The sequence below is a fragment of the Mesorhizobium sp. B2-6-4 genome (assembly GCF_006441495.1).
In the GTDB taxonomy this organism is placed as follows: domain Bacteria; phylum Pseudomonadota; class Alphaproteobacteria; order Rhizobiales; family Rhizobiaceae; genus Mesorhizobium.
The window spans coordinates 92,661-115,129 of the sequence record NZ_VFUE01000021.1; the positions used below are offsets into that span (position 1 = coordinate 92,661).

General features: G+C 62.7%; 19 protein-coding genes, 1 tRNA gene and 1 pseudogene. 13 read left to right on the top strand and 8 right to left on the bottom strand.

Going from position 1 to position 22,469, the window contains the following annotated elements; genetic code table 11:
- The first annotated feature begins 139 nt into the window (after nucleotides 1-139).
- The 6 genes from iolE to phnN all read left to right on the top strand — a co-directional run bounded on the left by iolE (nucleotide 140) and on the right by phnN (nucleotide 4,805).
- Nucleotides 140-1,057 carry a myo-inosose-2 dehydratase gene (gene iolE, locus FJ426_RS25145; RefSeq protein ID WP_140524144.1) on the top strand — a complete coding sequence of 306 codons (918 nt, stop codon included), beginning with the start codon at nucleotides 140-142 and terminating at the stop codon, nucleotides 1,055-1,057.
- Between the two features lie 40 nt (nucleotides 1,058-1,097).
- On the top strand, nucleotides 1,098-1,316 hold the full coding sequence (locus tag FJ426_RS25150; RefSeq protein ID WP_140491266.1) for a DUF3329 domain-containing protein: 219 nt from the start codon (nucleotides 1,098-1,100) through the stop codon (nucleotides 1,314-1,316).
- A 4-nt stretch (nucleotides 1,317-1,320) separates the two neighbouring features.
- Complete coding sequence (iolB, locus tag FJ426_RS25155) at nucleotides 1,321-2,133, top strand: 5-deoxy-glucuronate isomerase (protein ID WP_140524146.1); 813 nt, start codon at nucleotides 1,321-1,323, stop codon at nucleotides 2,131-2,133.
- 151 nt (nucleotides 2,134-2,284) lie between these two features.
- Complete coding sequence (locus FJ426_RS25160; RefSeq protein WP_140561734.1) at nucleotides 2,285-2,992, top strand: DUF1045 domain-containing protein; 708 nt, start codon at nucleotides 2,285-2,287, stop codon at nucleotides 2,990-2,992.
- Nucleotides 2,993-3,036: 44 nt separating this feature from the next.
- A complete protein-coding gene (locus FJ426_RS25165) occupies nucleotides 3,037-4,176 on the top strand; it encodes an alpha-D-ribose 1-methylphosphonate 5-triphosphate diphosphatase (RefSeq protein ID WP_140561732.1) in 1,140 nt (379 codons plus the stop codon).
- On the top strand, nucleotides 4,173-4,805 hold the full coding sequence (phnN, locus tag FJ426_RS25170; protein WP_181172802.1) for a phosphonate metabolism protein/1,5-bisphosphokinase (PRPP-forming) PhnN: 633 nt from the start codon (nucleotides 4,173-4,175) through the stop codon (nucleotides 4,803-4,805). The genes FJ426_RS25165 and phnN overlap by 4 nt, the downstream gene beginning before the upstream one ends.
- A 55-nt stretch (nucleotides 4,806-4,860) precedes the next feature.
- Here phnN and FJ426_RS25175 read toward each other — a convergent pair whose 3' ends face one another.
- The 4 genes from FJ426_RS25175 to FJ426_RS25190 form a co-directional block, all read right to left on the bottom strand.
- Nucleotides 4,861-5,379, bottom strand: coding sequence for a DUF2231 domain-containing protein (locus tag FJ426_RS25175; RefSeq protein ID WP_140561730.1), 519 nt, complete (start codon nucleotides 5,377-5,379; stop codon nucleotides 4,861-4,863).
- A gap of 228 nt (nucleotides 5,380-5,607) precedes the next feature.
- Nucleotides 5,608-6,603, bottom strand: a complete 996-nt coding sequence (locus tag FJ426_RS25180; protein ID WP_140517717.1) for an ABC transporter permease — start codon at nucleotides 6,601-6,603, stop codon at nucleotides 5,608-5,610.
- A gap of 50 nt (nucleotides 6,604-6,653) precedes the next feature.
- On the bottom strand, nucleotides 6,654-8,192 hold the full coding sequence (locus FJ426_RS25185) for a sugar ABC transporter ATP-binding protein (RefSeq protein ID WP_140561826.1): 1,539 nt from the start codon (nucleotides 8,190-8,192) through the stop codon (nucleotides 6,654-6,656).
- A 116-nt stretch (nucleotides 8,193-8,308) separates the two neighbouring features.
- Nucleotides 8,309-9,271, bottom strand: coding sequence for a sugar-binding protein (locus FJ426_RS25190; protein WP_140491278.1), 963 nt, complete (start codon nucleotides 9,269-9,271; stop codon nucleotides 8,309-8,311).
- Nucleotides 9,272-9,820: 549 nt separating this feature from the next.
- Between FJ426_RS25190 and FJ426_RS25195 the strand changes: the two genes are divergently transcribed.
- The 5 genes from FJ426_RS25195 to FJ426_RS25215 all read left to right on the top strand — a co-directional run bounded on the left by FJ426_RS25195 (nucleotide 9,821) and on the right by FJ426_RS25215 (nucleotide 15,030).
- A complete protein-coding gene (locus FJ426_RS25195; protein ID WP_181172801.1) occupies nucleotides 9,821-10,915 on the top strand; it encodes a LacI family DNA-binding transcriptional regulator in 1,095 nt (364 codons plus the stop codon).
- Nucleotides 10,916-11,273: 358 nt separating this feature from the next.
- Nucleotides 11,274-12,875, top strand: coding sequence for a flavin monoamine oxidase family protein (locus tag FJ426_RS25200; RefSeq protein ID WP_224681940.1), 1,602 nt, complete (start codon nucleotides 11,274-11,276; stop codon nucleotides 12,873-12,875).
- Between the two features lie 49 nt (nucleotides 12,876-12,924).
- Nucleotides 12,925-13,338, top strand: a complete 414-nt coding sequence (locus FJ426_RS25205; RefSeq protein ID WP_140561729.1) for a cytochrome c — start codon at nucleotides 12,925-12,927, stop codon at nucleotides 13,336-13,338.
- A gap of 90 nt (nucleotides 13,339-13,428) precedes the next feature.
- A complete protein-coding gene (locus FJ426_RS25210; RefSeq protein ID WP_140825555.1) occupies nucleotides 13,429-13,941 on the top strand; it encodes a RidA family protein in 513 nt (170 codons plus the stop codon).
- 288 nt (nucleotides 13,942-14,229) lie between these two features.
- Nucleotides 14,230-15,030, top strand: coding sequence for a class I SAM-dependent methyltransferase (locus FJ426_RS25215; protein WP_140561726.1), 801 nt, complete (start codon nucleotides 14,230-14,232; stop codon nucleotides 15,028-15,030).
- Nucleotides 15,031-15,097: 67 nt separating this feature from the next.
- Here the strand turns inward: FJ426_RS25215 and FJ426_RS25220 are convergent, their stop codons facing one another.
- On the bottom strand, nucleotides 15,098-16,636 hold the full coding sequence (locus tag FJ426_RS25220; protein ID WP_140561724.1) for a winged helix-turn-helix domain-containing protein: 1,539 nt from the start codon (nucleotides 16,634-16,636) through the stop codon (nucleotides 15,098-15,100).
- Between the two features lie 127 nt (nucleotides 16,637-16,763).
- On the opposite strand from FJ426_RS25220, the gene FJ426_RS25225 reads away from it, so the two are divergent.
- Entirely contained in the window at nucleotides 16,764-17,225 is a 462-nt protein-coding gene (locus FJ426_RS25225) for a cupin domain-containing protein (protein WP_140561722.1), read from the top strand.
- Nucleotides 17,226-17,427: 202 nt separating this feature from the next.
- Nucleotides 17,428-17,603: pseudogene (locus tag FJ426_RS25230) on the top strand (substrate-binding domain-containing protein); the annotation flags it as partial.
- A gap of 1,455 nt (nucleotides 17,604-19,058) precedes the next feature.
- Here FJ426_RS25230 and FJ426_RS25240 read toward each other — a convergent pair.
- From FJ426_RS25240 to FJ426_RS25250, 3 genes are all read right to left on the bottom strand, one after another.
- Complete coding sequence (locus FJ426_RS25240; protein ID WP_140561719.1) at nucleotides 19,059-20,411, bottom strand: hypothetical protein; 1,353 nt, start codon at nucleotides 20,409-20,411, stop codon at nucleotides 19,059-19,061.
- Nucleotides 20,408-21,922 (bottom strand): DGQHR domain-containing protein, encoded by a 1,515-nt coding sequence (locus FJ426_RS25245; protein ID WP_140561717.1) that lies wholly within the window; start codon nucleotides 21,920-21,922, stop codon nucleotides 20,408-20,410. Before FJ426_RS25245 ends, FJ426_RS25240 begins: the two co-directional genes overlap by 4 nt.
- Before the next feature lie 249 nt (nucleotides 21,923-22,171).
- Nucleotides 22,172-22,248 (bottom strand) — tRNA-Arg (locus FJ426_RS25250).
- Nucleotides 22,249-22,469 lie beyond the last annotated feature (221 nt).

Below are 22,469 nucleotides of genomic sequence, written 5' to 3' on the forward strand. Positions count from 1 at the left end.
GCGCTGCCCACCCCCTACCTCTCCTTGTGGGGAGGTCGGACCGAAGGTCCGGGTGGGGTCTGGCGCCGCGCCCCCACCCCGCTGCTTCGCAGCGACCCTCCCCACAAGGGGGAGGGTGAACAAGAACCGGAGTGACGACTTGAAAGCCAAACTGGGCATGTCCCCCATCGCGTGGTGGAACGACGATCTTGCGGAACTCAGCGACGACGTGTCGTTGGAGGAGTGCCTACGCCAGTCGCGTTCGGCCGGCTTCACCGGCATGGAGATGGGACGGCGCTTTCCCAAGGACCCCAAGGTGATGCTGCCGATCCTGAAGGCGGCTGACGTCACACTGTGCGGCGGCTGGTTCTCGGGCACGCTGGTCGACGAGGAGATGAGCAAGAACAAGGATCGCATCCAGCCGATGATCGACCTGTTCAAGGCGGTCAACGCGCCTTGCATCGTCTATGGCGAGGTTGGCCGTTCGATCCAGGGCGACCGCTCGAAGCCGCTCGCCACCAAGCCGAAACTCTCGAGCGACGAGATGAAGGCCTATGCCAGGCGCCTGACCGAATTCGGCGAATGGTGCGCCGAGCAAGGCATGCCGCTTTCCTATCATCACCATATGGCGGCGGTGGTCGAGACCGAGGCGGAGCTCGACGCCTTCATGCGCCATTCCGGAGCGGGCATTCCGCTGCTGCTTGACGCTGGACATCTGGCCTTTGCCGGCGGCGATGTGCTGCGCGCCATCGACAATCACCACAAGCGCATCAGCCATGTGCATGTGAAGGATGTACGCATGGGCGTGATCGAGAAGCTCGACCGCACGAGGCAGTCCTTCCTCGATGCGGTGGCTCTCGGCGCCTTCACCGTGCCGGGCGACGGCTCGCTGGATTTCGGCGCCATCGTGCAGCGTTTCGCCGACCACGGCTATGAAGGCTGGTTCGTGGTCGAGGCCGAACAGGACCCGAAGAAGAACCCGCCGCTCAAGATGGCGCAGGTGGGCCACAAGGAGTTGATGCGGGTGATGACGGCGGCCGGCTACACGGTCGAGACCCAGGGCTTCCCCGATGTCTGATCGGGTTCTCGCCAGGCCGGGCTTGCTGTAGGTTGCCGCGATGAAAGATTCCGAGCACCCCTTCTTCCGGCCCCTATGGCGGCGTGTCGCCGTCGTCGCGGTCTGCGTCATCTGGTCGATCATCGAATTCGCGAGCGGCACGCCGTTCTGGGGCGTGATCGCGCTGGGCTTCGCCGGCTATGGCGTCTGGCAGTTTTTTTATCTCTACAAGCCGGCCGACGAGAACAAGGCGCCCGCCGAAGTCGAACCGAAGGAGTAACCGGATGTCGAAGCTGCTGGTCAAAGCCGACAAGGGCCATGGCCGTGTCGCGCATGTCACGCCGCAAAGCGCCGGATGGACCTATGTCGGGTTCGACCTGCACCGGCTGGAACCGGGCGAAACGGCTTCGGGAACAACGGACGATCGCGAAGTCTGCCTGGTGTTCGTCACCGGCAAGGGCACGGTCACGGCCGGCGGCAAGGATCTCGGCCTGCTTGGCCAGCGCATGTCGCCCTTCGAAGGCAAACCATGGTCGGTCTATGTGCCGCAGGGATCGGACTGGTCGGTGACGGCTGATAGCGGACTGGAACTGGCGGTCTGCTCGGCGCCGGGATTGAGCGGCGGCCTGCCGGTTCGCGTCATCGGGCCTGACGACCTCGGCCAGGAGGTGCGCGGCAAGGGCACCAATACGCGCTACGTCACCAACATCCTGCCCGAGGGCAAGCCGGCCGATTCGCTGCTGGTGGTCGAGGTCATCACGCCCGGCGGCCATACGTCGAGCTATCCGCCGCACAAGCACGACCAGGACAATCTGCCTAACGAATCCTATCTCGAGGAAACCTATTATCACCGCCTCAACCCGCCGCAGGGCTTTGCTTTCCAGCGGGTCTATACCGACGCCGACAAGGACGGCTCCCGCGCGCTGGACGAGGCGATGGCGATCGAGGACGGCGACGTCGTGCTGGTGCCCAAGGGCTATCACCCCTGCGCGGCTTGCCATGGCTACGACCTCTACTATCTCAACGTCATGGCCGGCCCGAAGCGGACGTGGAAATTCCACAATGCGCCCGAGCACGAATGGCTGATGAAGGCCTGACCGTTGCGCGTTCACGGCTGAACCTGTTGGTCCAGATCAGAAAAATCGTCGGCTAAGGACCGGCGGAGTCGATTTGCCTTCGAAAACCCTTCAAAGCTTCGTCAATCCGTCATGGAAATCACCTATGGCAACGGTCTGACGAGGATTTTCGATGCGCTACGCCATCTACTTCACCCCCCAACAGGACGAAAAATTGGCGCGGATCGCCGCCAACTGGCTGGGCCGTGACCCGTTCGGCGCCGCGACGCGACCGGTGGAGGCGGTGGGCGATTTGTCGGCGGCGGAAGTCGCCTTCCACACCGCATCGGCACGGCGCTATGGTTTTCACGCAACGCTGAAAGCCCCTTTCCGGTTAGCGGCCAACGAAACCGAAGCCTCGTTGCGCGCAGCGCTCGACGCCTTTGCCGAGGCGACGCCGGTTGTGATGATCCCGCGTCTCGTCGTCAGCCAGATCGACGGTTTCTTCGCACTGGTGCCGGAGGCGCCATTGCCTCCGCTCAATCGCTTCGCCGATGATGTGGTGCGCGATTTCGACCGCTTTCGCGCGCCGTTGACGGAGGCCGAGATCGAGCGGCGCAGCCCGGACTCGCTGAAGCCGGGCGAATTCCGCAATCTCTGCCAATGGGGCTACCCTTACGTCTTCGAGAGCTTCCGCTTTCACATGACGCTGTCCGGCAGGGCCGGGCCACAGGATAGCCCTCGTCTTTGCCTGGCAATCGAGGGCCTGTTCGCCGAGGTGCTGCGCCAGCCGGTTCCGGTGGACGCGCTGACGTTGTTCATCGAGCCCGAACCTGGCGCCCCGTTCATGGTGCTTTCCCAACACGCGCTCGGGCGCCGTCCGGCCAGAAAAACCGCCTGAAGCAACAAGCCGTAAAGGCCAGAAAAAACCAAGGACTGCCTGAAATGACCGCCGACACCATTCTGAGCAACGCCCGCATCGTTCTTGCCGACGAGATCATCGACGGTTCGCTCGTGATGCGTGACGGTCTGATCGCCGACATATCCGCCGGCGCCGTGCGAGCCGGCGAGGACATGGCTGGCGACTTCATCATTCCGGGACTGGTCGAGCTGCACACCGATCACCTGGAAGGCCACTATGCGCCGCGGCCCAAGGTGCGTTGGAACCCGATCGCCGCCGTGCTCGCCCATGACGCGCAGGTGGCGACGGCAGGCATCACCACCGTGCTCGACGCCTTGCGTGTCGGCATGGACGAGGATGCCGATCTCAACGCCGCCGACATCCGCAAGCTCGCCGATGCGATCGAGGACAGCGTGCGGATGGATCGATTGCGGGCCGATCATTTCATCCATCTACGCTGCGAGGTCTCGGCGCCGGATTGCCTCAGGGCCTTCGCCAATTTCGAGACGGACGAACGGGTGAAGCTCGCCTCGCTGATGGACCATGCGCCAGGCCAGCGCCAGTTCGTCAACCTCGAAACCTACGCCTACTACTATCAGCGCAAGCTGAAGCTGACCGATCAGGATTTCCAGAAATTCTGCGAGAAGCGGATGGGCGAATCGGCCCGGAATTCGGCCCCGAACCGCGTCTTCATCGCCGCCGCCTGCCACGAGCGCGGCATCGTGCTTGCAAGCCATGACGATGCGACGACGGGCCATGTCGACGAAGCCATCGAGCAAGGCGTGCGCGTTGCCGAATTCCCGACCACCGAGGAAGCCGCCAGGGCTTCGAAGGATGCCGGGCTCGGCGTGCTGATGGGCGCGCCCAATGTCATGCGCGGCGCCTCGCATTCGGGCAATGTCTCGGCGCGCACGCTGGCCAGCGACGGCCTGCTCGACATATTGTCGTCCGACTACATCCCCTTCAGCCTGATCCAGTCCGCCTTCTTTCTCGGCGACGTCGTCGATAGCATTTCCCTGCCGCAGGCGGTGGCAATGGTGTCCAAGAACCCGGCCGAGGCCGTCGGTCTTTCCGATCGCGGTGTCATCGAAGAGGGCCGCCGGGCCGACCTGGTGCGCGTGCGCCTCGACGACCACGTTCCGGTGGTGCGCACGGTCTGGCGGCAAGGGCGGCGGGTCGCATGATGGTGTCGGCGTTGATCGAGCGTGAACTGTCGGCCGAGGCGTTTCCGATACGCGACGGCGTCTTTGTTGCCGTGGTGGGCCCGAGCGGCGCCGGCAAGGATACGATCATCGGCCATGCCAAGGCGCTTTTCGCCGACGAGACGCGGCTGGAGTTCGTGCGCCGCGTCATCACCAGACCGAGCGACACGGCAAGCGAGGATCACGACACGCTGGCCGATGCCGCCTTCATCGAGGCCGAAGCCGACGGCACCTTCGCCGTCTCCTGGGAGGCGCACGGCCTGCGCTACGGCCTGCCGGCCGAGGTCGATTGGGCAGTGGCCAACGGCCATGTCGCTGTCGCCAACGTATCGCGCGCGATCATTCCTGCCTTGCGGGAGCGCTATGCCAATCTGGCCGTCGTCGAGATCACCGCTTCGCCCGATGTGCTGGCCAAGCGGCTGGCGATGCGTGGCCGCGAGTCGCGCGGGGAGGTTCTGGCACGCCTGGCGCGAAGCGCGCCTGTGACGCTGTCCGGACCCGGCGTTACCTCGATCGACAATAGCGGTTCGCGCGAAGCGGCAGGCGAGCGCTTCGCCGAGGTGCTGCGCAAGGCGATGGCGTTCTCCGACATGTCGGGGCTGATCGACTAAAGGTGTTGATGGTCAGGTGGCGCTCGCCTGACCTGAACATCGAAACACCTTCCTTTTATGCCGCGTGCCGGTCGTGATCGGCACGACGCGTGCTGGCCGACGGCGTTGCCGAAGGTTGTGTCGGCGCGTCCAGAACCGCGACGTGATGGCGGTACACCATTTCCCAGCCTTTCCAGCCGGTAAACAGCAGGATGCAGACAACGATCAATGAAAGCAGCACTCCCCATGGGCGAACTGCCGCTTCGGCGCCTTGGCTGTAGCGAAGATAGAAATTGATCAGCGCCAGAACGACGGCGGTCAAATTGCCGACCATGTGGTACCAGGCGTCCGTCAGGGCGCGGATGCGCGGCTCGCTCAGGAAATCGATAAAGCCGGCAATCGCCGCCAGGAGAGCCATGACGATGGCTGCTCCAATCAGCCACATCGACGCGCGTGCCCAAAAGGCGTCGGCAGTGCCCCAGAACATCAGGTCGGTGACAAACGCGCCGACAAGGAACGCGACAGGAAAGGGAATGAGCATCGGATGGATGGGATGACCTCCCACCTTGGCGGTGCTTAGCGGATTCGCGGCCATGACAATGCCTCCGAATAGAAAAGCTTTGAACAACGCCCAGACAAGGGTTTCGTTCCAATCCGGATGGAAGCTCGCAAGACCGTTTTCGCGACGCCGCCCCCTTTGCACCCAAGTCACTTGGGGCCGCACGGATACGGCCGACAACAGATCGAGCGGAATTGCGGGTCGGGCGAGATAGACGGCGTTATCTTTCGACGGCCACGGCGGACGGCGGCTTTTTGCCCCTGACTATTCCGCCGCTGCCCCGGCGATGCTCTTGCGGCTGGCGTCGACCATGCGCCGCCGCGCGCGAAACACGCCCCACTGCTGGTCGATCAGCACGCCGATGAGGATGACGCCGCCCATCACCGCGAAGTTGAGCGAGGACGGGATGCCGAGCAGATTGACGAGGTTCTGCAGCTCCTGCAGCAGCACGGTGCCGAGGATGACGCCGATCAGCGAGCCCTCGCCGCCGCGCAGCGAGAAGCCGCCGAGCACGGCCGCGGCAATGGCGTAAAGCTCGTAGAACTGGCCGTGGCTGGCTGGCGAGATGGAGCGCGTGTACATGGCGAAATAGATCGCCGACAGCGCCGTCAGTACCCCGCAGATGACGTAGGCGGCCATGACGACACGCCCGGTGCGGATGCCGGAATATTTCGCCGCCTCCTCGTTCTTGCCGATGGCGTAGAGATAGCGGCCGAACACCGAGCGGTGCAGCACCACCCACATGACGATGGCGATGACGATCAGGGCGAAGAAGGAGTTCGGCACGCCCCAGGAGCGGCCGGCGGTCAAGAATTCGAGCTCCGGGAAATTCTGGCCGAAGGCGAAGCCGGCGGTGCCGTCGGCGGTGTAGAAGCGGGCGACGCCGCGATAGATCAAAAGGCCGCACAAGGTCACCACGAAGGGCTGCAATTTGAGCCGCGTGATCAGCCAGCCATGCGCCAGGCCGATGATGGCACCGAGCACCAGGATGAGCACGAAGGCCAGCGGCCATTCCATGCCGCGCACGGCGATGAAGTCGATGAAAAGCGTTCCCAGCAGCGCCACCAGCGAGCCGACCGACAATTCGATGCCGCCGGTGATGATGACGAAGGCCTGGCCGATCGACAGGATGCCGAACAGTCCGATCAGGTTCGAGGTGTTGGCGAGATTGATCGGCAGCAGGAAGCGCGGATTGATGATGGCGACGATGGCGCCGACCACCAGGATCAGGATCAGCAGGCCGAGATCTTTCTTGCTCATCATCTTCTCCCCAATGCCGGCCCGAGCGCTTCCGCGGCGCGGCGGCAGAATCATTTCGGCTGCTTGCCTACCGCCAGCAGCAGCACGTTTTCCTGGCTGAACTGGTCCTTGTCCAGAATGCCCGAGATCTGGCCCTCATGCATGACGGCGATGCGGTCGGACACGCCGATCACCTCCTCCATGTCGCTGGAGATCATCAGCACGGCGACGCCGGCGTCGGCCAGCGCACGCATCAGCCCGTAGATCTCCGCCTTGGCGCCGATGTCGATGCCGCGCGTCGGCTCATCGAGGATCATCACCTTGGGGTTCATCGCCAGCCATTTGGCCAGCACGACCTTCTGCTGGTTGCCGCCCGACAGCGTGCCGGTGCGCGTCTGAACCGAGGGCGCCTTGATGCCGAGATCTTTTTTCTGCTTCTCGGCGGTTGCCGTTTCGGCGCTGGTCGACACCAAGGAGCGCTTGGCATGCGCCGGCAGGTTGGGCAGCGAAATGTTCTGGGCGATCGAAAGGTCGAGCAGGATACCGGTCAGCTTGCGGTCCTCCGGCACCAGGAAGATGCCGTGCGCGACGGCATCGGCCGCCGAGCCCAGGGAGAGCGGCTTGCCGGCGAGCTCGAGCGTGCCGCCGAGGCTGCTTTCGATGCCGAAGAACACCCGCGCCAGCTCGGTGCGGCCGGAACCGACAAGGCCGGCAAGGCCGAGGATTTCACCGCGCCTGACGTCGAGATCTACCGGGCGGCCGGGATAGGTCGGGGTGCGGATGGCCTTGGCCGACAGGGCGACGGCGCCGGGGGCGCGGGCCGCCTCGGAAGCCTTCTCGCGCTCCTTCAGCATGCGGCCGATCATCAGCTTGACCATCTGGTCGTGGTTGATGTCGCGCTTGGGCAAGGTGCCGGCCAGCATGCCGTCGCGCAGCACGATGACGCGGTCGGCGACGCGCTCGACCTCGTGCAGGCGATGCGAAATGAAGATGACGCTGATGCCGTCCGCCTTCAGCGCCTTGATGACGTCGAGCAATTTGTCGGTCTCGGCGATCGGCAGGCTCGACGTCGGTTCGTCGAGGATGACCAGCCTTGCCTTGATCGACAGCGCCTTGGCGATCTCGACCATCTGTTGCTGGGCGAGCGACAGTTCGGCGACGGGCGTGTCGGCGGAGAAATTGGCGCCGACGCGCTTCAGGAGCGGCGCCACCATGGCGCGCAGCCTGGCGCGATCGACGAGCCTGAGCGGCCCGGCGCGCAGCGGTTCGCGGCCGAAGAAGATGTTGGCAGCGACGTCGAGATTCTCGAACAGGTTGAGTTCCTGGTGGACGAAGGCGATGCCGGAGCCAAGGCTGCCCTCGACGCTCAGGCCGTCATGGGCGGTGCCGTCGACGGTGACGGTGCCGCTGTCGGGCCGCGTCACGCCGCCGAGGATCTTCATCAAGGTGGATTTGCCGGCGCCGTTCTCGCCGACGAGACCGATGACCTCGCCCGGCCTGACCTCCATCGAGAAGCCATCGAGCGCTACGACGCCCGGATAGGTCTTGCGCACGTTCTCGAGGCTGAGGAACGCGGTGGTCGCGGCGATGGATGTGTCGGAATAATTCATCATGCCTGACAGCGTTGGCGGGCCGACCTCTTGGCAGACTGACTGGCCTCGAAGGCTTCGTCAATGCGAGAGCAGCCGGCTCAAGCGACGTTGAGCCGGCTGAACTGCCTTCGGTCTTAGTTTCCAGCCATCGCCTTCAGATTGGCGGCGTAGGCGTCGACGTCATCCTTGCCGATGATCTTGGTCGGGATGATGATGAGGCCGTCGGCCGGGATGCCCGACTTGTCGCCCTTGAGATAGGACGCCATCAGCTTCATGCCCTGATAGGCCCACTCGAAGGGCTGCTGCACGACGGTGGCGGCAATGGTGCCTTCCTTGACGCCGCCCAGCGTGATCGGATCGTCATCGAAGCCGACGACGGTGATCGAGCCGAGCTTGCCGGCATCGCGCAGCGCTTCATAGATGCGCGGCGTGTTGTAGGAGTAGAAGCCGACCATGCAGGTGACGTCGGGGCTGGCGACGAGCGCGTCCTCGACGTTCTTCTTCGCGCGGGCCTGGTCGATGTCGTCGCCGCGCACGTCGACGAGCTCGATCTTGGTGCCGGCCAGGCCATCCTTCATGCCCTGGATGCGCTCCTTGGCATTGTCGGCGCCGAGCAGGCCGACGAAGCCGAGGCACTTGCCGCCGTCCGGCATCGCCTTCTTGGCGATCTCGGCCGCCTGCTTGCCGGCATCGACATTGGACGAGCCGATATAGGCGACGCGCTTGGTCTGCGGAGCGTCACTGTCGGTGGTGAACAGCGCCGTTTCCGAGGCGATCTTGTTCAGCCCGTCGGTAGAGGTCTTGGGATCGACGGCCGAGACCATGATGCCCTTGACGCCGGCGGTGACCAGATCGTCCATCAGCCGCTGCTGGATGGCGACCGAGGACTGCTCGGGATATTTCAGCTCGAGATTGTAGTCGGGCAGTTCGCCCTGCGCCTTCTTGACGCCGGCTTCGGCCGCCTTCCAGAAGTCGGAAGCGCCGTTGACGACGAAGGCCAGCGTCGGCTTGTCGTCGGCGCGCGCGATCGTGCTCGCCGTCAGGCCAAGCAGCAGCGCCGCGGTGGCCACGGATGCATTGCGTATCAAGGATTTCATGTTCAACCTCCCGTTTTGGCCGGTCGTCGGACCGGCCGATCCTGCACTTGTCTGATTTGCCGTTCGCGGCTTGGACGCCCTCCTCCTCAAGGGTTCCCGGCACTGAAGATGGCGTCGTTCCAGCCACGGCGACGGACTTTAGAGACTCATCCCCCGTTCGTAAATAGTCCGATTTGTCTGACATATCACATGTCCGCGACAAGGCTTCGCGGGGTACTATCCGCTTGCCATCGGGCCATTCGCATGCACCGCGCCCCAGGGAAAACGGACGCGACGGACCGACGTTACAGCGCATTTTCGTATTAGTAAACGGTATTAGTTGCGTTCGATGGCGACCGCGCCGGCGGTGACGCCGTTGGCTTGCCGAGAACGCAAGGGTTTGGCGCAAAAGGGATAAGCGGCTCATATGCTGTGATTTTAAGCTGCCCGAGCCCCTTAACCAGTAGACCGGTCGCCCGCTAATAGATATAAGTCGGCCGATATTTCTATAAACCGGCGCGGCCTTGATGGTCGCCGGGCAGGCCGGACAGGCCGGAGAACACGAACAGCATGAGCGAGACCACCGATATCCCGACGGCAAGGCGCCGCAAGGCGCCGGTGAAGCCCAAGGGCCGGGTCACCATGACCGACATTGCGCGCGCCGCCGGCTGCTCGCAGGCGACTGTTTCCTTCGTGCTCAACAATTCGCCTGGCATAAAACTGTCGCGACAGACGCGCGAGCGGGTGATCGAGGCGGCGCGCGCGCTGGGCTATAGTGCGCCGGCCTTTTCGGCGCTGAAGGCGCCGGCCGCCGCCTTCGACGGGCTGGACGGAGTGATCGGCTTCGCCGTCGACCAGCTCGCCACCAGCCCGGAAGCCGTCGTCGCCATCGAGGGCGCGCGCCAGGCCTCGTGGAACGCCGGCAACGTGCTTCTGGTGGCGCAGACCATGGGCGACGCCGTGATGGAGCCGCGCGCCATAGAGGCGCTGACCAGGCGGGGCATTTCGGCGCTGATCTACATGACCATCTTCACCCGCGAGATCACGGCGCCCGATTTCCTCTACAGCCTTGACATCCCGGTGATCCTGCTCAACTGCTACACGTCGGATTATGCCTTCCCCGCCGTGGTGCCCTCCGAGATCGCCGGCGGCCAGAGCTCCACTCGGCACCTGATCAGCCACGGCCACCGCCGCATCGCCACCATCACCGGCGAGCCCTGGATGCAGGCGGCACAGGACCGCCTGAAAGGCTACCGCCGCGCTCTTGCCACCGCCGACATCCCTTTCGATCCCGAACTGGTGGTCGAGGGCGACTGGTCGGCAAGTGCCGGCTATGCCGCGACCGTCAAGCTCCTGGCGCTGAAGGACCGCCCGACCGCCATCTTCTGCCAGAACGACCGCACCGCGATCGGCTGCTACGAAGCGCTGAAGGAAGCCGGCCTGCACATCCCGCAGGACATCTCCGTGGTCGGCTACGACGACGAGGAAATCGCCCGGCATCTGTTCCCGCCGCTGACCACCTCGATTCTGCCGCATATGGCGATGGGCCAATGGGCGATCGAACAGCTCGAAGCGCCGGCGACGGTGGGACGGGGGCGCTATCCCATCACCAAGCTGGAATGTCCGCTGGTGGAGAGGGAGAGCGTACGGGCCGTGGCAGGCTGACCGACCGGCCGACAAGGCAAGCATTCGGGCGATGAAAACCGGCGCCGCGAGCGGCGGCAGGCCACGGACTTTCCCGTCGGACTTTTCCGCTGTCGGGCCAGCCAGGCGTGCCCTTTCAATTGGCACAGCAAGTGGTCTGGCCGCCGGCCCCGAGGCCGCGAAGGCGTGAAACATGCCGGCCAGCGACGCCGCGAGAGCCTATTGCGCCAATGTTCGAGTACATTTGTTCCAAGCGCGGCGTGTTGGTTGAACAGACTGGGTTGCAGGCATAGCCTTGGGTCGTCCACCGGGGCTCGCCTCGAGCTTGCGGGGGCAACAGGCGGCGGATCGCGGCGTGCCGCTGATCGAGGAGACGAACATGCAGCTCGAACAATCCCTTGCCGGCATGCGCCGGCGCGACCTTCTCAAGATGATCGGCATTACGGCGGGCAGCGCCGCAATGTACCAGGCCATGACCAGCATGGGGCTGGCGGCAGAGTCCGATTACAAGGGACCGATCAAGCTCGAAGGCGACCCGAAGGGCGCTTCGGTGCTCGTCCTGGGCGCCGGCCTGGCCGGCATGCTGGCGGCCCTGGAACTGCGCCAGGCCGGCTACAAGGTGAAGATCCTCGAATACAATGCCCGCGCCGGCGGCCGCAACTGGACGATACGCGGCGGCGACACCGTCACCGAACTTGGCGGCTACACGCAGAAGTGCGAGTTCGACGAGGGGCTCTACCTCAATCCCGGCCCCTGGCGCATCCCTTACCATCACAACGGGCTGTTGGCCTACTGCCGGAGGCTCGGGGTGACGCTGGAGCCGTTCCAGCAGACCAATCACAACGCCCTGCTGCACTCGACCGAGGCCTTCGGCGGCAAGCCCAAGCGCGTGCGCGAGATCGAGACCGACTTCAAGGGCCACACGTCGGAGTTGCTGGCCAAGGTGGCCAAGAAGGGCCAGTTGGAAGGGCTCGTCTCCAAGGAGGACCAGGAGGTGCTGCTCGAGGCGCTGCAGTCCTGGGGCGCGCTGGACAAGGACTACAGCTACAAATCCAGCCTCGCGACCGCCGAATTCCGCGGCTACGAGAAGGAGCCGGGCGGCGGCATCGGCGCCGAGCCGGTGGCGGGTCAGATCATCGGCGCGTCCGACGTGCTGAATTCGCGCCTGTGGGGCAGCCTCGCCAACTTCTCGCTCTACGAATTCCAGACCACCATGTTCCAGCCGGTCGGCGGCATGGGCAGGATCGGCGAAGCCTTCGCCAAGCAGGTCGGCGACCTCATCACCTACAATGCCAAGGTCACCAAGATCGCCCAGAACGACAAGGGCGTGACGGTGACCTATGAGGACGCGAAAAACCCCGGAACCGCCCAGGAAGCCAGCGCCGACTGGTGCGTGTGCACCATTCCGCTCACCATCCTCAGCCAGATCGAAATCCAGGTCGGCGGCGCCATGCAGGCGGCGATCGGGGCGGTGCCCTATGCGTCCTCGGTCAAGGTCGGCCTGCAGATGAAGCGCCGTTTCTGGGAGGAGGACGAATCGATCTTCGGCGGCGTCAGCTACACCAACTTGCCCATTTCGCAGATCTCCTACCCCAGCACCGGCTTCAACGCCGGCGGCAAGGGCGTGCTGCTCGGCTGCTACACATGGAACGGACCGAACTCCTACGAATTCACCGCCATGACCCCGCAGGAGCGTGTGCAGAAGGCGGTGGAATACGGCGCGCAGCTTCACCCGCAATACAAACAGGAGTTCGAGACCGGCGTTTCCTGGGCATGGCACCGCTCGCCCTTCACGCTTGGCTGCGCGGGCGACTGGACCGAGGAGGCGCGCAAGGAGCATTACGACAACCTGTGCCAGATCGACGGCCGCATCGTGCTGGCCGGCGAGCATGCCTCCTACATTCCCGCCTGGCAGGAGGGCGCGATCCTGTCCTCGCTCAACGCCATCACCCGCCTGCACCAGCGCGTCATGCAGGGATGAGGCCATGCCGATTCCTTCGTTCACCCCATATCCCGCGAGGCATCCCATCATGAGCAGCTCCTTCAAAAGACCCTGCGGTCTCATCGCCGCCATGGCCGTCGCCATGGCGTTCACGGCCCCCGGCGCGTTCGCCGATTCGGCCGGTGTCACGTTCAGCCAGGGCGATAATTTCACCGAAAAGGACGGCGCGGCGCTCTATGCCAATGTCTGCGCCGCCTGCCACCTGGACAAGGGGCAAGGCGCGGTCGGCGCCGGCCACTATCCGGCGCTGGCCAAGAACAAGAACCTGGAGACCGGCGGCTATCCGGTAAGCCTCGTCCTGCACGGGCAAAACGGCATGCCGCCGGTGGGGCAGATGATGAGCGACGACCAGGTCGCGGCCGTGGTCAACTATGTCAGGACGCATTTCGGCAACGACTACAAGGATGCCGTGACGGCGCAGGACGTGAAGGATGTCCGCTGAGTGGCGGATGTCGCCCGCACATGCGGCAACGCAAACCGCGCGGCGGGCATTCCGGCGCTCGCCGCCCTCTCGAATGGAAGGAAACGGGTCATGAAACCATCGATCGGGAAATCATGGATCGGGGCCGCCGTGCTGGCGGCGGGAATGCTGGCGGCCGGCGCGGCCGTGGCCGACGACGTCGTTCGCCACAAGATTCCGAATTCGGATTTTCCGATCCTGCGCGCCGTCGAGGTGCCGGCCGGCAAGACCACGGTCTATCTCAGCGGCGCCGTGCCGTCGGTCATCGACGAGAAGGCCGACAAGGCGACGGTCGCCGCCTATGGCGACACCGAGGCCCAGACCGGCTCGGTGCTGAAGTCGATCGACAAGACGCTGACCGATCTCGGCCTGAAGATGGGTGACGTCGTCAAGATGCAGGTCTTCCTGGTCGGCGATCCCGCCAAGGGCGGCAAGATGGATTTTGCCGGCTTCATGAAAGGCTATACGAAGTTTTTCGGGACCAAGGACCAGCCGAACCTGCCGACGCGTTCGGTGGTGCAGGTCGCGGGCCTCGCCGGTCCCGGCTTCCTGGTCGAAATCGAAGTGACCGCCGTGCGGCCCTGAAGCCGGGCGTTCGGCCAGCCCGTTGCGCCAGGATGCCGAACGGGCTGGCGAGGCGCGGATCTGGCGGGCCGCGAACCGGGGCGGCTGAAGCGGCCTCGCTCGCCCAGGCACCCACCGAAAGGCGGAGCCGGGCGATGTTGACCCGCCAGTGAGGGCTAAACCGCGCGGAGCCCACGCCCATGCACTAGCCATTCGTCGAAGGCAGGTCGCGCGACCGCGGACGGAAAACCGCCTCACGCTTTTCCCGGAATTAGCCTAGCCTCGCCTCTTCAGCGCAGGGAGAGCGAGATGACCTCAAGTTTCACCGTTCATGACGCCAGCGGATATGAGCAGCTCATGGGCCGCTGGAGCCGCAAGCTCGCGCCCAAATTCATCGACTTCGCCGGGCTTGCCCGCGGCGAAAAGATCCTCGACGTCGGCTGCGGCACCGGCAGCCTGACATTCGAGCTGGCCAAATCCGCCGACCTCGCGGCGATCGCGGCAATCGACTTTTCGCCCGTCTTCGTCGAGGCGGCGAAGCGGCGCAACACCGACCCGCGCATCGAAATCCAGCAAGCCGACGCCACCGCCTTGCCGTTCGCCGACGATGGTTTCGACCGCGCGCTGGCGCTGCTCGTGCTCCATTTCGTGCCGGAGGCCGGCAAGGCGGTGGGCGAGATGCGCCGCGTGGTGCGGCCGGGCGGCGTGGTCGCGGCCGTCGTGTGGGACCATCTCGGCGGCATGCCCGGCATGCGCATGATGATCGACACGGCCGCCGCGCTCAGCGAAGGCGGACGCCAGATGCGCAGCAGCTATTGCTTCCAGCCGATGATGCAGCCCGGCGAAATGAAGCGGGCTTTTATCGAGCAGGACCTGGCCGATGTGACCGAAACCGAGCTGATGATCCGCATGGACTACCGGGACTTCGACGACTATTGGGCGCCGATAGCGGCCGGCGAAGGTCCGCTCGGCAAATACATGATGACGCTCGATCCAGCCGAGCGGACGCGCAGCGAGGCTGCCGTCCGCGATGCCTATGAGGCCGGCCGGCCGGATGGGCCGCGGTCGTTCGCGAATGTGGCCTGGGCCTGCAGGGGCGTGGTGCGGTAAGGGGCGCCGAAGAACCGCCCATCCGCCAACCGCCGCCCAGGCCGGTCTCCATGAAGACGCGCCGGCGCTATTGCGGCAGACCGGCGGCCTGCAGCGCATCGCCGAGGCATTGCGCCAGCGCCGGGGCGCAGTTCACGGCGGTGAACTGCCGGCCGTAGCGAAACGTCGGATGCAGCTCACGCACCCGCGCGGCCGCCGCCGTCGCCTCGTCCAGCCGGCCGAGCTTGGCCAAAGCGGCGGCCAGTTGCACATAGGTGATGCTGTGGGCGGGATTGGCCTGAACGGACCTGTATGCGGCGCGGCAGGCCTCGTCATAGCGGCCGCGCAGCAAATGACTCATCGCCTGCGCGTCGAAGGCGGCGAAAGCCCAGGGATCGAAGGGGCTTAGCCGCATCCCGCGCTCGCTCCACGCGATGGCCTGCTCCGCTTCGCCGCTCCAGCCCAGGATCACGCTGCCCAGAATGTAGGTCAGGGCGGATGACGGGCTGACGGCGAGCGCGGCTTCCAGGGCGGTGAAGGCGGCCTTGCGGTCATGTCCATCCATGCCGATCGAAAACCCCGCAAGGGTAAGCGCCGAGGCATCGTCCTGCCCGTGCAGGATGGCCAGGCGGGCGTGGCGTATCGAAGCCTCGCGATCGGCTTCCTGCAAGCCGGCGCGAAGGAACAGGCAATGGTGGCACATGGCGGCGTTGCCATGGGCAAGCGCATAGGTCGACTCGAGTTCGATGGCGCGTTCGAGCAGCACGAGCGCCTGCGTCACCCGCTCGGGCATGCCGGAATCCACGTCCGGCTGGGCCCGCAGCACGAGGTCGTAGGCATCGAGACTGCCGGGGCGCTTGCGCCTCACCCTTTCGATCTCGACGCGCCGCAGGCTCGGCGCGATCGCGCCGACGGCCGCCAGCGCGACCTCATCCTGCAGCGCGAAGATATCGGCGGAGGCGCGGTCGAAGCGCTCGGCCCATATGTGGGCGCCGGTCGAAGTGTCGATCATCTGGCCGGTGACGCGCACGCTGCCGCCGGCCCTGCGCACGCTGCCTTCGAGCACATAGTGGACGCCGAGCTCGCGGCCGACCTGCTTCACGTCCACCGCGCGCCCCTTGTAGGTGAAGGAGGAGTTGCGGGCGATGACGAACAGCCAGTTGATGCGCGCCAGGCCGGTGATGATGTCGTCGACGATGCCGTCGGCGAAATAGTCCTGCTCCGGATCACCGCTGAGGTTCGAGAACGGCAGAACCGCGATCGAAGGCTTGCCGGGCCAGGTGAGCGTTGCCGCCTCGGGGCCCAGACCACCGATCGCGACCTCGGGCCCGACATAGCGATAGCCGTGCCGCGGCAGCGTCTCGATCCAGCTTCCGCCGCCGGCCGCGCTCTCCAGCATGCGCCTGGCCGCCGCGATCTGCACCGTCAGATTGCTGTCCTCGATCGCTTGCCCCGGCCATGCGGCGTCGATTAGCGCCTGCTTGGGAACCGGCTTGCCCGTGCGTTCGACAAGCAGCGCCAGCAGCGCGACGGCCCGTTGGCCGAGCGGCGTCGGCTGGTCGCCGTGGAACAGGATCCCGGCTTCGCCGTCGATGCGAAAGGGGCCAAAGGCGAGGCTCGTTGCCATTCCCGAAGGAGATACCGTTTGCAATCTTTTCGCAATGATTTCGCAACGGCTTCACGACTGGCCGGCCGGGTAGAGGCATCCTGTGCCGGTGGCTGCGGGAAAAAGCAGCGAACCGATGGAGGATCAAATGAGCGCCGCCCCTGTCATCCGGATGCCCGACGAGAACAAGGGGGTCATGCTGCGTGGCCAGCCGATGGTGTTTCTCGTCACCGGCGAGGATACCAGACACACGAGCATGTTCGACTGGACCATACCGGCCGGCTTCGCCACCGGCCTGCATGTTCATCGCGTGCAGGAAGAAACCTTCTATGTGCTTGACGGCGAATGTGTCTGGTACGTGGGCGGAAAGGTGATCCGGGCGACGCCGGGCACCTTCCTGTTCATTCCGCCCGGCGTGCAGCACAACATCACCAATGTCGGCGAAAAACCGGCCCGCGTGCTGATGACCGTCTCGCCGCCCGGGCATGAGCACTATTTCGAAGATCTTGCGAGGCTTGCCGCAAAGGGCTCCCCGGACCCGAAGGCGCTTGCCGCGCTGCGGAACCGCTACGACACCGACCAGATTTCTACGTTGACGACAGGCACATAGGACGAGCTGGTCCACATCCGCGCCAGCCCGCACCTCGACCTGACCGCCGACAGCGACCTGTACTTTCGCGCGGCGTGGGTCGATCGCGGGACAGGGCGGCACCCGCCGGCGGACTATGAGCCGGACGCGGGGGCGCGGGGTTTGGATGATGTGGCGGGGCTTTTCGAGGAGACTGGGTGGGTTTAGGGGGCGAAAGCGCCCCGCGCTCAAGGATCGTCCGACCGCTATTTTCTGTCAGAACGACCACACCGCGATCGGCTGCGACGAAACGCTGAAGGAAGCCGGCCTGCACATGCCGCAGGACATTTCCGTGGGGCATCTGTTCCCGCCGCCTCGATCCCCATGACGATGAGCCAATGCGCGATCGAGCAGCTTGAGGTGATGGCGGCGGCGGGAAGCGGAGTGCCCCACGGTGGAACTGGAGAGTGTGCGGGCGGCGGCGGACTGAGGGTCTGAGAGCTTCACGCTCTGGCCAAGATGGCGCAAACCTCGCGCCCGCAGCGCTAGGGTTGCGTCGCTGACAGTTTAGGATTCGGCGAATGTGCGTGCCGGGCGGGTTTGCGGCAAAACCACGCTTTCGTTCGTTGAAGCCGGTATGCGCGCGTCCGACTGTCCGGCGCCACGCGCGACCGTGTATCTGGGTAACTCCACAATCGTTGCAACGTTATTCTTACCATCTCCCATGGCGATAAATTTACTAAGGGCGCAAGAGAAGAAGCATCTCGTTTGCGTGCTGCCGCGCATGCCTACCGCGATCTATGGATTTAGACTGAGAGTAACCGCCTAACGTGCTGAACCGGGCGGCAACGTATCTATCGTCAACCTGGAAATGCCGGCCTGCGATTTCTCGGACTATTTCGCCAGAGAGTCCATTGGAGCATTGGTGATCCGGGAACGTCAGTATAGCGGTGGCCGAAGCTGCAGATATAGATCCAAGGAGCTGATCAAGCGCAAATGCCGACTGGCCCTTCAGGCTATAACTTGACCTTGGTCGCCTGCTCGGACTCGGATAGCGCCCTTTACCCGTTACGTCTCCACAATACCCATCAGCTATAGTTTCTAGAACATGATAGAACCGGCTATAGTGTACCCCAGAGTACGGCGGGTCGATAAACACCAGGTCTCCTGATCCCAACGACTTTACAGCAATATTGGCGTCTTGCTTGATGGCCTCGCCAACAACTTGGGCAGTTCCTTTTCCGAATAAAACTAACGCCCTCTCTGTAAGGGCCAATACATTTCTCGCCCACGCTTCTTGAAGGAACCTGATGGCTGTAGGCGTAGGTTGGAACGGCTGGGCTGTGTGTCCAGGTGAGGCGGCACATTGGCTCCCGGCCTCGATAAGAGCAGCTATTGCAGCATCCCGAAAGCACATTTCGTTCGGCACCGAAAGTCGAAGTGCGTCTAACCAAACGGCTTGATCCGCGCTGAAATAGTGCCCTCCATATGCCTTGGTTATCGGTTGTTCTTGCTCTCCACACCACGCTCTTACTCGCTCAATGTCCGCGATATTATCGTTGGGCAAAACTGGGATTTTCACTTTATCAAATATTCTTCGAGCCCGCTGTAGCCAGCTCTGCCACACACTAGGAGCGTCGAAAGCATGGTTTCTTGTTACGATCGCAGAAGCGGTGACAACGCTAAACGACTGTATATCAAAGGCTCGCACCGGAATGGGATAACTCTTCGAAACGTGAGAGGCGACCGCCGCCGAGCCCGTAAACAGATCAGCAAAGCCTGACTTTCCTGCAATCTCACGATGGATCAGTTCGCCAAGCCCGTTGCGTAACATGGCTCGCTTGGAACCCATATACTTCATGCTGCAAACCAATCCTACGCTGGTATCATACTCCAAATCATTGCTCGCTCGAAGCCGGCAAGTCCCCCAAGAGCGCCCCCCTGTTGGCTTGCCAGATTGTAAAACGAGTGATCCGGCCCTGGGTTGTCCGCCTGAAACATAGCTAGATCGTCAAGGGACTGTCGGATATCGCTCCACATGTCAATTGAGTTTTCAGGCTCGCTGCCATCGTTCCAAAGACCTCGAGCAGGCCCCAACTCCTTGTACCAAAAATCGATCGATGCCTTGTCAAACCCTGCTGATTGAAACAATTGCGACGTTGATCCCGACGCCATTCTCAGCAGAAGTGCTGCGCGGGAGACCACGGCATACGAGCTTTTTTTGTCTTGGTCATTTGACAGGCGGGACAAAATGAAAATCGGGGCATCATTCGGCTGCATCTGTCGACGCAGGAAACTCGTCCATTCCTGCGCTACGACGTCGGAAAACCCCTGATACCCGACGGCTTTAGCTACCAACTTTGCGTATGTAGCACTCGATGCGGACGCTGCTCTGCCAGTTTGGCTTTTGTGGATACTCTCTAAGGTCAGACGCAGTATGTGGCGGTCGATTGTGTCAAAGGCAGAGTTGGTAGCTGGCTCTAACGTTGACCAAAGATCACTCACTACACTGGCTGTCTCGGCAGATCCAATGCGCCAACTACCAGAAATACCTTCCGGCTGATAGCTTGACCGGTTGCGAGCATCCCTGTCCCTTGAAAGAACAAGAAGGTCCATGCCCCATTGGATAAACCACTGTTTCGCCTGGGCTCCTACAACCGCACCACCGCCGATGGGCACTAGCCATTCATCGAGGTCCCGACCGTATGGTCGGACCACCTTAGTAAATAATGCACCCGAAGTGCCCTTTTCTGCCCAATACGCTAGGCTGTCCCATACGAAGGTGTGCGTTCCTCCGCCCCCCTTAACAGGCGAAGCATGGTTAGGCGCGGTTATAATTGCATGCGACCTGTTGAAAACTCCAATACCCTCGGCGGCGAGCAACGACATTGCCGCTCTTAACTCAGCATAGTACGCGAGATGGCGGGCCCGATGAGGATCTCCTCGCAGCAACGCTTGGGCTGCCCGACCCAAGTAGCTCCACCCGTCAGTGCAGTGATGTAACGTACTAACCGCGATGTATTGAGCCAAATGCCGAGGGTTAGCGATGTGTTTTGCCGCTACTTCGGCCTCGACCTTCTTGTCGGCGTCCACACGATATGAATTGTCCTTAGACAACCATCTGCTAGCGTTGGCGAACCTGCGGATGCCCGAGAGCGTCATCTCGACACAAGAGCGGTTCAAGGCGTTAAAGGCGGTTACGTTATGAGAACTCAATTTACTGGTCATGCTGCCACGCGTTTTGCAGCATTGCCAATGTCGCTATCGGTCCTCGACAGATGTTCTAGTAACTGAGCGCGAAGCTCCTTGTATCCGCTGCCGCCTCGAAAGACCAGCTTCGCGCGACGCTCCTCGGAGGGCAACCCAGGCGCCGAACTCGACCGCCAATCAAAAGATACCAGAGACGAAACGAGAGCGTTGACATATAGGGCTACCTTCGTTTTGCCGAGCGAGGTTAGCGCTATGGACACCGCGTTCGCATCCGAGGCCGACCCTGCGCGATCAGCTTGCCAATTGCGAAGCTCGAGCCTGGACGCCGAATAGAAACATAGATCATTCAGAACATGAAGAAATCCACGAACCCCCTGATCTGTAGAAATTAGTGAATGATTGCCGTAAAACGCCGCCTCGGCAGCAGCTTTTACCGTTGCATTCTCAGATTTTATCGCGGTTTGCCGCAAGTCTACGGCCCAAAAATCATTGGAATTTATTACTGCCTGCTTGAATGCACTCCATGCAAAAATCAAAAAAGCGGCCTGCTGAGCTCTAGTCCAACCTAATACCTCGTTATCTCCTTCAAGACGTGATCCGAATAGGCCACCAATTCTACTACCTCGGCCATGCCAAGGCTTTACGAAAGTAGCCATCAGCGTTCGTATCCACGCTGCCTGAGTGACGCCTGTGGTACTCTTCTCCCCCAGCATGTTTATACGATCGTACCAAGGGCTCTTCTCGTGAGACCACATGGCCTCAGTAAGTTCCTGCGCCCGAGTTTCTCGATAGACAGGATGACCCTCGGCTCGATCAAGCCAGTCCTCTGCTCGCAGAAGTGGATACAAGTCGAACGCCAAGCTTGGGTTTATGCGCTTTGGCTTGATGTTAATTGTCCAGAAAAGGTAGGCCTGCCAGCTAATGTCCAAGTTGTTGAAGGCCACTACCGGTAGCTGAAAGTCAGTTTCGTTGCTCTCACTGAAAGACCAAAGGCGGTGCTGACCATCGATAACTTCGAAGGGCGGGATAGAACTCGAACGCCAACTGTCACCCAATTTTCCATTAGGCAAAGCGATTGTCGTGACGTTCCCGATGTCTTGTATCTGCACCGCATCCTGAGGCGCCAGCGCAACACCCCGGCGCATTTCGCCTTTACCGATAATATTGACGACTATCGCCGTCGGCAGCCAACCCGGTTTCCTGAGGTCGTGAAATTCGTCGGAATTTCGCTTCGCCTCGGTCAATGTTGACCATGGATATCCGAACTCGACGAAGCGTCCAATTTCATCAGAACGTTCTTGGTCGTGCTCCCGTTGTATTCCGAGGTCGGCTGCTCTTGCCGTCATTCTGTTTGTGCTGCGCCGCGATATGCCGCACAGGCTACGTAGCTCGGAGGCCTGCAAAGAAAACAAATAGAAATAGGGCTCAGGTTTACGGCGATGCTCTTTGGGAGAGAACTGAACTTGATCCCAATCCTTGAGCCATTGCGAAACTTTTAACGCCTGGATAGTTCCCGCCCCTTTTGGCATCCGTGCATGCCCTCCCCTCTGTTGCCCTGTAGCTCGTCGGGTTCCATTAGTAAGCTACATATTCTAAACAAAATATACCGCACCCACAGTTCTGCAGCAGACGTGAACCCTCCCTATTCAGCAGAAAGTAGTTCCATCTTGATTATACCGTTTTCACATTGTTTGCGCGCGTCTGTGCCGTCTTATGTCGAGGGGCACTGCGCCTGCGCCCGAGATTGGTTGCAAGAAAAGGCGTCCTCCAGGTGCCCCTGGCGCACCCGACAGGATTCGAACCTGTGACCTCTGCCTTCGGAGGGCAGCGCTCTATCCAGCTGAGCTACGGGTGCTTCCCGGCGGGCCGGAAAACGAACCGGGTGAACCGGCAAGTCACGGCTTCTTAGCGGAAGCTGGCGCGGGCTTCAACGGGCAATTGGAGATTGGCGGTTTCCAAAGGTTCGCCTCGCGGGTGGTGCACTGTTGCGTACGGCGCTCCCCCTCTCCGTCTCGGCTTCGCCGAGCCACCTCTCCCCACTTTGTGGGGGCGAGGAACCCAACACCCCTTCACCCG

Excerpts from the sequence above, each read along its gene's own strand:
- FJ426_RS25150 (WP_140491266.1), top strand. The coding sequence starts at position 1,098 with ATGAAAGATTCCGAGCACCCCTTCTTCCGGCCCCTATGGCGGCGTGTC.
- iolB (WP_140524146.1), top strand. The coding sequence starts at position 1,321 with ATGTCGAAGCTGCTGGTCAAAGCCGACAAGGGCCATGGCCGTGTCGCG.
- FJ426_RS25160 (WP_140561734.1), top strand. The coding sequence starts at position 2,285 with ATGCGCTACGCCATCTACTTCACCCCCCAACAGGACGAAAAATTGGCG.
- FJ426_RS25165 (WP_140561732.1), top strand. The coding sequence starts at position 3,037 with ATGACCGCCGACACCATTCTGAGCAACGCCCGCATCGTTCTTGCCGAC.
- phnN (WP_181172802.1), top strand. The coding sequence starts at position 4,173 with ATGATGGTGTCGGCGTTGATCGAGCGTGAACTGTCGGCCGAGGCGTTT.
- FJ426_RS25175 (WP_140561730.1), bottom strand. The coding sequence starts at position 5,379 with ATGGCCGCGAATCCGCTAAGCACCGCCAAGGTGGGAGGTCATCCCATC.
- FJ426_RS25180 (WP_140517717.1), bottom strand. The coding sequence starts at position 6,603 with ATGAGCAAGAAAGATCTCGGCCTGCTGATCCTGATCCTGGTGGTCGGC.
- FJ426_RS25185 (WP_140561826.1), bottom strand. The coding sequence starts at position 8,192 with ATGAATTATTCCGACACATCCATCGCCGCGACCACCGCGTTCCTCAGC.
- FJ426_RS25190 (WP_140491278.1), bottom strand. The coding sequence starts at position 9,271 with ATGAAATCCTTGATACGCAATGCATCCGTGGCCACCGCGGCGCTGCTG.
- FJ426_RS25195 (WP_181172801.1), top strand. The coding sequence starts at position 9,821 with ATGAGCGAGACCACCGATATCCCGACGGCAAGGCGCCGCAAGGCGCCG.
- FJ426_RS25200 (WP_224681940.1), top strand. The coding sequence starts at position 11,274 with ATGCAGCTCGAACAATCCCTTGCCGGCATGCGCCGGCGCGACCTTCTC.
- FJ426_RS25205 (WP_140561729.1), top strand. The coding sequence starts at position 12,925 with ATGAGCAGCTCCTTCAAAAGACCCTGCGGTCTCATCGCCGCCATGGCC.
- FJ426_RS25210 (WP_140825555.1), top strand. The coding sequence starts at position 13,429 with ATGAAACCATCGATCGGGAAATCATGGATCGGGGCCGCCGTGCTGGCG.
- FJ426_RS25215 (WP_140561726.1), top strand. The coding sequence starts at position 14,230 with ATGACCTCAAGTTTCACCGTTCATGACGCCAGCGGATATGAGCAGCTC.
- FJ426_RS25220 (WP_140561724.1), bottom strand. The coding sequence starts at position 16,636 with ATGGCAACGAGCCTCGCCTTTGGCCCCTTTCGCATCGACGGCGAAGCC.
- FJ426_RS25225 (WP_140561722.1), top strand. The coding sequence starts at position 16,764 with ATGAGCGCCGCCCCTGTCATCCGGATGCCCGACGAGAACAAGGGGGTC.
- FJ426_RS25240 (WP_140561719.1), bottom strand. The coding sequence starts at position 20,411 with ATGACCAGTAAATTGAGTTCTCATAACGTAACCGCCTTTAACGCCTTG.
- FJ426_RS25245 (WP_140561717.1), bottom strand. The coding sequence starts at position 21,922 with ATGCCAAAAGGGGCGGGAACTATCCAGGCGTTAAAAGTTTCGCAATGG.